This is a genomic window from uncultured Corynebacterium sp., assembly GCF_902489365.1.
Lineage (GTDB): Bacteria > Actinomycetota > Actinomycetes > Mycobacteriales > Mycobacteriaceae > Corynebacterium.
The window spans coordinates 1-9520 of sequence record NZ_CABTZR010000081.1 but is presented as its reverse complement, the minus strand read 5'-3'; the positions used below and the strand labels follow the sequence as shown (position 1 = coordinate 9520).

The following is a 9520-nucleotide window of genomic DNA, read 5'->3' as shown; positions in this document are numbered from 1 at the left end:
CTCCCGCACGGCGCCGGGCGGGCTAGAAGCCAGGGCCGCCAAGGGAGTAGTATGAAGAGTTCTATGAGCACTTCATCTGCGTGGCGCTCCGCCTCCGCCATCCGCGTCGTCCTCGTTGCAGCCGTGGCCGCGGCCGCCTTCATGGCGTCCTACGGCCTCTTTAGCGGCGAGCCAACCGGCACCGATTCGGCCGCACAAGGCTCCGCTACCCCCAACGCCGACGGCAGTCAGGCCGCCGATCCCTCCGAAGGAGAGATCGTATCCTTTACTACCGCCTCCGCTGGTTCGTGCGTGACATGGGACATCGCCCCAGACGGCACTGCCACCGGCTTCGAGCAGACCAGCTGCGATAAGCCGCACCGCTTCGAGGTCTCCTCCCGCGAGGACCTCAGCACCTACCCCACCAGCGAGTTCGGCCCCAATGCCAAGCGCCCCGACATCACACGGCAAAACGCCCTGCGCGACGAGCTGTGCGAAGCCCCCACGGTGAGCTACCTCAACGGCAAGTGGGATCCCAACGGCCGCTACGACATCGCCTCCATCCTGCCGCCGGCCGCCTCCTGGGAGCAGGGCGACCGCACCTTGCTGTGCGGCTTGCAAACCACCGACGCCAACGGCGTCCCCCAGGAATCCACTGGCAAGGTCAGTGAGGTGGACCAGGCGGTCGTCGCCAAGCCAGGCGAATGCCGCAAGGTGGACGAGAACCAAGTGCTCAGCACCGTTCCGTGTAGCGAGCTGCACCAGATGGAGACCGTATCTGTCATTAACCTGGCCGAGAAATTCCCCGATGGTTACCCCAACGACGAGGACATGGATAAGTTCCTCTCCGAAACGTGTACTCAGGACGCCATGGACTACCTAGGCGGCGAGGAAAACCTCTACCAATCCACGCTGCAGCCTTTCTGGGGCGCAATGAGCCGCGAGTCCTGGGAAGCCGGCTCCCGTTCGGTGAACTGCTCCCTCATCCACGTCAACGACGGCCTGTTTTCCACCATTACCGGCTCCGCTGCGGAGGGACGAGATTCTCTGAACATCAACGGTGCCCCACCCACCGAGCAGCCGAAGCGCAACCCGCTGCGTGACCAGAACGCCCAGCCGGGCGGCGAGAACGCACAGCCGGCTGGCGACAGTGCCGTTCCTGCCGCCACGACTGCGCCGGCACCGGCCCAATAAACCCCGACTATTTCACAGGGAGTAAGCACGTGTACGAGGTCAGCGAGGAACGCTTCGAAGAGCTAGTCGGTGAGGCCCTGGATAAGATTCCGGATCGCTTCGTCGACCAGATGCGCAATCTCGTCATCCTCGTCGAGGAGGAACACCCGGATAACCCGGATCTGTTGGGCCTCTACGAGGGCGTGATGCTCACGCACCGCACCGCCTCACACACCGGCTACCTGCCGGATACCATCTCCATCTACCGGCAACCGTTGCAGGCCATGAGCAACTCGGAAGAGGAGCTGGCCCACGAGGTCATGGTGACCGTCTTCCACGAGGTCGGACACTACTTCGGTTTCGAGGAGGACCGCCTCCACGAGCTCGGCTGGGGGTAGGTGCCTACCGTGGCCCTAACGTACTAAACCTCGGTATCCGCCCAGCGTTTGAGCGTCCACTGGCCAAAAGACTGCCCCTGCGGCTCCATGAGGGTAAAGCGGCAGTTCGGCATGTATCCGGTATAGGCAAAGTCGGGGTCCACGCCGCAGGCGTGCTTCGTGACCACGCGGATGGCAGCGCCGTGGCTGACGACGACAATGTCTTCATCATCCTCCAGCTCCGCAGCGAGATCCTCCAACACCGGTTGGTAGCGCTCGAGCACATCCACGTAACTCTCACCGCCAGGCATCCGGGCAGCCTCATCGCCGTCGAGCCAGCCGCGCAGCGCCACCATGTACTCGCGGTGGGTGTCCTCGCTGCCGCTCATTTCATGCTCACCGGCAAAGACCTCGTGCAGGCCCACACGCACGTCCACGGGAACGTTGCGCTCATCAGCGGCCTCGCCGTATGTACGGGCGGCCAGCATCGCGGTCTGCTGGGCGCGCAAGGCAATAGAACACACAAAGCGCACGCGGCGTCCCGCGCACAGCTCAGCTAGCTCGCGGCCAACATCCTCCGCCTGGCCGCGGCCGCGCTCTGTAAGCTCGGCACCCGGCGGGCGGGTGTCCATTATGCGGTCAATATTGGAAAAGGTCTGGCCGTGGCGCAGCAGGATGATTCTTCCGGTCATGCTTCACCACACTATTGGCCGGTGCGCGCCTGCGCTACCCATTCATCGGCCTCTTTCAACCGCGCCAGATCCCGCGGGCCCTCCCCAAGTGCCGTGGCGGAGGGCCAGGAACCAACGAAAACGACATCCTCCGCGCGCAGCCACAGTGCCCGCAAAGCCTCTGCCACCGGCTGGTCCTCAATGTGCCCGATGAGGTCGGCGTGGAAGCGGTAGTTGCCAAAGACGGTGCGCAGCGGTCGGGATTCGATGCGGGAGAGGTCCACCCCTCGGTGCGCGAATTCCTGCAGGGCCCCGACCAGGGAGCCGGGCTCATTGGGCAGGGTGAAGATGACGGACGTCCTGTCGTTGCCGGTCCGCTCGGTGGGCTTTCCGGCCGGCCCCACGAGAACAAACCGCGTCGTGGCTCCCGCGACATCCGCCACGCTGTCCGCAAGAGAATCCAGCCCGAAGACCTCCGCTGCCCGTGCCGGGGCGGCCGCGGCATCGACCTCCCCGCGCGCCACGGCCTGCGCCGCCGCGCCGTTCGACGCCGCCGGAACATAGTCCACGTCCGGCAGGTTCTGCTCCAACCAGCCGCGGACCTGCTGGTAGGCCACGGGGTGCGTGGAGAAGGTGCGAAGATTCTCCGCGGAAGTGCCAGGGCGCACCAGAATAGAGAAGGACACTGGCAGGTCTACCTCGCGGTAGATCTGGACCCGGGAGCCGTCGGCAAGCGCGTCAAAGGTGGCTGTCACCGGCCCGTCCACGGAGTTTTCGATAGCCACGCAGGCATAGTCCGCCGCACCTGTGCGCACCGCCGCCAACGCCTCGGCCGGCGAATTCACCGGCAGCCCCTCGGGGGAAGCAAAGTCTGCGGCGAAGTGCTGCATCGCCGCTTCCGTGAAGGTTCCGGCGGGCCCGAGGAATGCGATGGTGGTGCTCATGCAGGCAACCTTAGCCCACTAGACTGGGCCGCCATGGACGTTAGCGAGTTCACCCTGGAGAAACTGCGCGAGGATCTTGCGGGGCTAAGCCCCGAGGAGCACGGTTTCACGCACATCGATCTGGAGCGCCGGCCGCAGGCGCACGGGCGCTTGAGCGGCTGGATTCTCTCGGTCAAGGACCTCAATGACGTCGCCGGCATGCCCACTACGCTCGGTCATGCCGAGCGCGCCTACGTGGCAGAGGAGACCGATCCTTTCGTGCAGGAGCTTATCGACGCCGGCGCGCTCGTCGTCGGCAAATCCGCCGCGCCCGAGCTGGGCCTGCGCGTGGACACCGAACCTGTCGGCCTGGCGCACCCGGATAATCCGCTCTACCCGGGCCATACGCCGGGCGGTTCCTCCGGCGGAGCGGCGGTCCAGGTGGCGCGGGGTCTGCTGCGCGCTGCGCATGCCTCCGACGGCGGAGGCTCCATTCGCGTGCCGGCTGCCGCCTGCGGCGTCGTCGGGTTCAAGCCCGGCGGCGAGGACCTCTCGGTGCAGGGGTTCATCACGCGCAGCATCGCCGATACCGCAACTCTGCACGGCCTTAACCCGCGTGCCCGGCGCGCCCGCATCGGCGTGCTGACGGATCCCCTCTTCGCTCAAGCCGAGGTAGCCCCGCACATGCTGCGCGCGGTCGCAGAGGCCACCGCCACCTTTGAAGGGGCGGGGTTCGAAACCGTTGCCATTACTCCTTATTCCCAAGCCGCCCGCACCTTTGAGGCCTTCCAGCACATCTTTAGCCGCCGGCTGGCCCGCCTTGACTTCGCGGAGGGTTACGCGGAGTGGATCCGCGCGAAGGGCCGCCGCGTCACGGACTCCGAATTTGTCGCGGCCCGCACCCACGCCGCGCAGCTGCCGGAAATGCTGGCACAAGAGTGGGAAGTCGACGCCATCTTGAGCCCCATGCTGGCCTTCGATCCGCCCCGTCGTGGGCACTTCCTGGAGTTGGAGCACCAGGCCAACTTTGATGAGCAAACGCGGTGGTCGCCGTGGGGATCGTTGTTCAACGTGGCGCAGTTGCCCGCTATTTCTGTGCCCTGGCCGGTGCGCGATCACCTGCCCGTGGGCGTGCAGTTGGGTTCAATCACGCTTGACGACGCCTCCCTTCTCGGCCTCGCCCAGGTGCTTCACCCATGACCGCGCGCTCACGCCTGCGCGCGGAAATCCTCATCGTCCTCACCATCACTTTTGGTGTCTCGGGCGTGCGCGCCGCGCTGCGGCTGACCGATTCCCTGCTCAATCCCGCCCCGCTCAACGAGCAATCGGTCACCATCAACTCTTCGCAGTCGGCGACGACGCTGCTAGACCTTGCCTTCCAGCTGTGCAGCGCCGCCGTGTTATTTGCTTGGGGAGCGCTTGCTCTTTATTTAATCTCCTTCCCGCCCCGCCCGCGGTGGCGGGATGGTGTCCACGGCGCAGCGCTAGCGGCAGTCATTGGTCTGCCGGGGTTGGTGCTGTATTACGTGGCGCTGCACTTCGGTTGGACCAAGGAGGTCGTGCCGGGAGCGTTCGATACGTGGATTGAGATCCCGGTGCTGCTGATTAAGTCCTTCGCCAACGCGTGGGCGGAGGAGCTGGTGGTGGTGTACTGGTTCATGACCAGGCTCAAGCAGTCTGGGTGGGCCCTGCCCGCAACGCTGGCTGCTTCCTCCATCCTGCGCGGCTCCTATCACCTCTACCAGGGTGTTTCCGCGGGCTTCGGCAATATCATCATGGGTGTGCTCTATGGCTGGTACTTCCACCGCACGGGAAAGGTGTGGCCGCTGGTCATCGCGCATTTTCTGATCGACGCCGTCGCTTTCGTGGGCTACGCACTGCTCTTCGGTGCTTAAGCACGGGCCAGAGTTCATAGCATCACAAAGACCACGACCGCGCCCTGTGTGAAAAGTGGGGCGGAAGTGATTTCGCGGTACAGTGTTCCCCATGACCTACCAAGGACGCGATCCAGAGCGCGATTCCCGCCGCGCTGGCGGTCCCCACGGCGATTCCCGCCGCGCGGGTGCCACTGGCCCTGCCCACCCTCACGGCCCGGATCGCCCGCGCGGTGCGCATGCTGCCGGGCAGGATGCCGGTGAGTTTGTCCTTGGCGCTGACGGGCAGCCCCTGCGGGATCGTTACGGACGCCCGGTGCGTCGCCGCCCCTCCGGGCAGCGAGCTAATCCCACGCACTCTTCTCGCTCTCAGCGCCCCGGTGCGCAGCGCTCGCGTCCGGAGGAAACTCGCTTCGACGTCGAAGCTTATATGGCTCAGCAGGCATCGCCGCGCCCGGCGCCCCGGCAGAGCATGCCCGCCCGGGAACCTGCCGTCGGCGCATACCGGCGAAGCCCCGACGCACCGCCGCGCAGCTACTCCCCACAGACTGCGTCCCGCGGGCGTCCTGCTCGGCGCCCGCATAGCCGCCGCAAGAAGGTCAACCCGGCCAAGCAGGTCTTCGGTTGCCTGGGCTGGCTCATCGTCATCGCCCTCGTCTTCATGGTGGCCTTCACCTTGTGGACGGATTCGCGTCTGACCCGCATCGACGCCCTGCCCACCGAGCAGGTAGCACAGACCTCCGGGACGAACTGGCTGCTGGTGGGCTCGGACTCACGCCAAGGCCTGACCGAAGAACAGCAGGCCGAGCTGGGCACCGGCGGTGACGTAGGAGTTGGCCGCACCGACACCATCATGCTTCTGCACATTCCCACATCCGGAAAGGCCCAGCTGGTCTCCATTCCGCGCGATAGCTACGTCGATGTGCCCGGCTTCGGTATGGACAAGGTCAACGCCGCCTTCACCTACGGTGGGCCGCAGCTGCTGACCCACACCGTGGAACAAGCCACCGGCCTCCACATCGATCACTATGCGGAGATCGGCATGGGTGGCTTAGCCAACGTGGTGGATTCCGTCGGCGGCGTGGAGATTTGCGTCAAGGAGCCCATCAACGATCCGCTCGCCGGCATCGACCTTCAGGCGGGATGCCAGAAGCTCCGGGGCCCGGATGCCCTCGGCTACGTGCGCACTCGCGCTACCGCGATGGGTGACTTGGACCGCGTCGAGCGCCAGCGCGAGTTCTTCGCCGCGCTGTTGGATAAGGCAACGTCCTTCTCCACCATCGGCAACCCCTTCAAGGCCGTCTCCTTGGTCAACCACACCGCAGATTCCTTCATCGTCAACGAGAAGGACCACGTCTGGCACCTTGCCCGCGTGGCGCTGTCAATGGCCTCGGGCGTGGAGACAAAGACTGTGCCGATCGGCGGCTTCCAGGACACGGTCGTGGGCAATGTTGTCCTCTGGGATGACGCCGAGGCCCAAGCCCTCTGGGACTCCCTGCGCTAAGACTCGGCCGGTCGTTTCGATCAAATAAGGCTCCAAAACCACAAGGTTTTGGAGCCTTATTTGATCGTTTCGTACCCACGCCTCGGGGCGAAGGCACCAAGGTACTAGCGCAACGTCACCTGACGGGACTTGATGTTCTGCAGCTGCTTGCGCTCATCGGCGTCGAGGTTAGCGTCGTTGGAGATCTCTTCCTCCAGCGCCTTGTTCACGCGAGACAGCTCGGCCTCGTAGGAGTCGTGCGCGACCTCAGGGTCGAGGTCAAAGACCGGGGCGATCAGGCCGTGGGTACGGAAGACACCGGCGAACTTGGTGTTCTCGCCCAGGTTGAGCTCACCGCGAGCAGCCACGCGTGCCAGCGCATTGAGGAAAGCATTCTCGTCATCGCACGGGCGGACCCAGCGGATGTGGGCCTTGCCGCCACCGGCGTTAGCCCAGAAAGCGGTACCAATAAAGCCCTCAGCCTCCTGGCCTACCTGGTAGGACTCGATGACGGAATCGTTGGCGCGCTGCAGAGCCTGCGCCATCTGCGGCGGGACCTGCGCGCCCTCCGGCATCCACCATGCGAAGTCCTGGTAGACGTTGATGTCGAGCTCGGCGTCCTCCTCCAGCAGCTCCTTGAGCTCCGGCTGGGAGCCATCGGCGGCGGTGGACTCAAGGGTGGAGCCCGGCGCGTTGTTCTTCACCCAGTTCAGGGCGAAAGCCAGGTCACGGCCCGGGTTGTGCGTGTGGGACTGCACCTGCAGGCCCACGAAGGCCTCACCACCGGATTCCTCATCACGAATGAGCGCCGCGGTAGCACCGGGCAGCACGGTAGCGACGTAAACGTCCTTGTCAAAGCCCTTGACGGACAGCTTCGCCGTTGCGGAAGGAACAAATTCCTGCAGGGCGACGAGGCTAGCCTCAGCGACGAGCCCACCGAAGGGGCGGGGATCCTTTTCCAGGGCAGCGCGCTCGGCGGCGCGGGCAGCGAGCTTAGCTTGGCGGCGGGACATGCCCTCCGGCAGCTGTTCGTTCTTCTTTTTCTTCTTGGCCATACTGAACAACTTACCTGTTCATTACAGCTCAATGGCATGCAGGGCCACTTCCGGTTGGTTCGTGGCGAGAATATCCACCCCGTTGGCCCATGCCCACTTCATATCCTCGGGTTTATCGATGGTCCACATGTAGGTGGGCAAGCCGTGCGCGCCAATGGCACCTGGTTGGAGCTTGCCGCGCAACAACGACATGCCTAAGCCCGTGGGCTGCGATAACAGGATATCTGGGAGGTTGAAGTGGCGCTCCCAATCGCGGCGCAGGTAGATGCGGTCGACGTGCGGGGCAAGCGCCGCCATTCGACGAATAGCCCGGTGGGAAAAGGAAATCATGTGGATCCGGGGGTCGTCGAGAAGTCCTGCGTAGCGCAGCCGCAGCACCATCTGTTCTTCAAGGATGTCGCCCTGCCCCGAGGGGTGCTTGGTCTCAATGTAGAGGTGGTGCTTCTTATCCCCGAGCATCTCAAGGAGCTCGTCGAGAAGCAGCATGCGCTGGCCGCCACCAATCTTCAGGCGGCGAAGCTCCTCCCAGGGCATGCGAGACACTCGCCCTGAGCCGTTCGTGGTGCGGTCCAGGGTGGGGTCGTGGTGAACCACCACCTTGCCATCGCTGCTCAGGCGGATATCGCACTCGATACCGTGAATGGGAAGCTCGAGCGCTTTCTCAAAGGCAAGAGAGGATAGCTCCGGATATTTCCCGGAGTATCCCCTGTGGGCGACGATCTTCACTAGCCGAAGATTTCTTCCTTGATGGTGTTGAGCGTGTTGAAGGAGTTCTCAAAGCGCTCCTTCTCGTGGTCATCGAGGGCCAGCTCGATAACGCGGTTGACGCCGGAGCGGTCAACGATGGCCGGGGTGCCGATGAAGACATCCTCGTGGCCGTACTCGCCCTGCAGGTAGGCAGAGACCGGCAGCGCAACGGCCTGGTTCTGGATGACTGCGCGGGTGATGCGGGCCAGGGCCATGCCGATGCCGTAGGAGGTGGAGCCCTTGGCATCGATGATGTGGTAGGCGGCGTCGCGGGTGTCCTCGAAGATCTTCTCGATGCGCTCGTTGTAGCCCGGGTCCTTCTCAGAACGGTGGGACAGGGAGACACCTGCGATGTTGGCGGAGGAGACGACCGGCAGCTCGGAGTCACCGTGCTCACCGATGATGTAGGCGTGGACGGAGGTCGGAGCCACGTCATCCATCTCAGAGAGCATGTAGCGGTAGCGGGCCGAATCCAGGACGGTACCGGAGCCGATGACGCGCTCGTGCGGGAAGCCCGAGGCCTTCCACACTGCATAGGTCAGCAAGTCCACCGGGTTGGAAGCGACCAGGAAGATGCCGTCGAAGTCATTCTTCATGACGTCCGCCACGATGGAGTTCATGATATTGACGTTCTTGTCCACGAGCTGCAGGCGGGTCTCACCAGGCTTCTGCGCAGCACCGGCACAGATGACGACCATGGAGGCGTCCTTGCAGTCTTCGTAGGTGCCCTTGGTCACGCGGGTACGGGACGGGGCCCAAACGACGCCATGGTTGAGGTCCATGACGTTGCCTTCGAGCTTCTTTTCGTCGATGTCGATGATGGCCAGGTGGTCAACAGTGCCCTGGTTGACCAGAGCGTAGGCGTAAGCAACTCCAACGTCGCCAGCGCCGATGAGTACTACTTTGTTTCCAACATGATTTCCCATGTCCCCTATTGTGCCCCTAATGTCCGAATTTTGCTCGTTATGCGCCCGAATTCACAGGATAAGTAGTCCGATCTCACATTTTCATGTCCGATCGTGCACGGTTTGAGTCTTCCCTGCGCGCCCGCGCTAAAGCTGGTTCAATGGCCACCATGCGTCAACTCGCACGCCGCATCGCACTGACAACCGCTCAGAAGGGCCTTCAGGCTGCAATCTTTTCCCTGGAACTCATCAGCGATCTCACGCCCGGCATGCGCATGACCGGCCGGCGGCGCCTGCCGCAGAATATGTGGCCCGGGATCTTCGGCGCGGAGG

Annotated in this window: 10 protein-coding genes; 5 read left to right on the top strand and 5 right to left on the bottom strand. The window is 64.0% G+C overall.

What is annotated here, in order from left to right:
• Positions 1-63 precede the first annotated feature (63 nt).
• Both RDN59_RS10145 and RDN59_RS10140 read left to right on the top strand, forming a co-directional pair.
• A complete protein-coding gene (locus RDN59_RS10145; protein WP_308607734.1) occupies positions 64-1173 on the top strand; it encodes a septum formation family protein in 1110 nt (369 codons plus the stop codon).
• 29 nt (positions 1174-1202) lie between these two features.
• Positions 1203-1550, top strand: a complete 348-nt coding sequence (locus tag RDN59_RS10140) for a metallopeptidase family protein (protein ID WP_070682213.1) — start codon at positions 1203-1205, stop codon at positions 1548-1550.
• Positions 1551-1573: 23 nt separating this feature from the next.
• Here RDN59_RS10140 and RDN59_RS10135 read toward each other — a convergent pair whose 3' ends face one another.
• Together RDN59_RS10135 and pheA are read right to left on the bottom strand one after the other, a co-directional pair.
• Positions 1574-2221, bottom strand: a complete 648-nt coding sequence (locus tag RDN59_RS10135) for a histidine phosphatase family protein (RefSeq protein WP_308607733.1) — start codon at positions 2219-2221, stop codon at positions 1574-1576.
• 11 nt (positions 2222-2232) lie between these two features.
• A complete protein-coding gene (gene pheA / locus RDN59_RS10130; protein ID WP_308607732.1) occupies positions 2233-3144 on the bottom strand; it encodes a prephenate dehydratase in 912 nt (303 codons plus the stop codon).
• Between the two features lie 33 nt (positions 3145-3177).
• On the opposite strand from pheA, the gene RDN59_RS10125 reads away from it, so the two are divergent.
• From RDN59_RS10125 to RDN59_RS10115, 3 genes are all read left to right on the top strand, one after another.
• Positions 3178-4323 carry an amidase gene (locus RDN59_RS10125; protein WP_308607731.1) on the top strand — a complete coding sequence of 382 codons (1146 nt, stop codon included), beginning with the start codon at positions 3178-3180 and terminating at the stop codon, positions 4321-4323.
• Positions 4320-5018 (top strand): CPBP family intramembrane glutamic endopeptidase, encoded by a 699-nt coding sequence (locus tag RDN59_RS10120; protein WP_308607730.1) that lies wholly within the window; start codon positions 4320-4322, stop codon positions 5016-5018. The genes RDN59_RS10125 and RDN59_RS10120 overlap by 4 nt, the downstream gene beginning before the upstream one ends.
• A 91-nt stretch (positions 5019-5109) precedes the next feature.
• Positions 5110-6501, top strand: a complete 1392-nt coding sequence (locus tag RDN59_RS10115; RefSeq protein ID WP_308607729.1) for an LCP family protein — start codon at positions 5110-5112, stop codon at positions 6499-6501.
• 104 nt (positions 6502-6605) lie between these two features.
• On the opposite strand, the gene RDN59_RS10110 is transcribed toward RDN59_RS10115, so the two are convergent.
• The 3 genes from RDN59_RS10110 to RDN59_RS10100 are packed head-to-tail and all read right to left on the bottom strand — an operon-like array spanning position 6606 to position 9208.
• Positions 6606-7535, bottom strand: coding sequence for a DUF5926 family protein (locus tag RDN59_RS10110; RefSeq protein ID WP_308607728.1), 930 nt, complete (start codon positions 7533-7535; stop codon positions 6606-6608).
• A gap of 21 nt (positions 7536-7556) precedes the next feature.
• Positions 7557-8261 (bottom strand): glycerophosphodiester phosphodiesterase family protein, encoded by a 705-nt coding sequence (locus tag RDN59_RS10105; protein ID WP_308607727.1) that lies wholly within the window; start codon positions 8259-8261, stop codon positions 7557-7559.
• Positions 8261-9208 (bottom strand): L-lactate dehydrogenase, encoded by a 948-nt coding sequence (locus tag RDN59_RS10100; protein WP_070517759.1) that lies wholly within the window; start codon positions 9206-9208, stop codon positions 8261-8263. Before RDN59_RS10100 ends, RDN59_RS10105 begins: the two co-directional genes overlap by 1 nt.
• Positions 9209-9520: the final 312 nt, after the last annotated feature.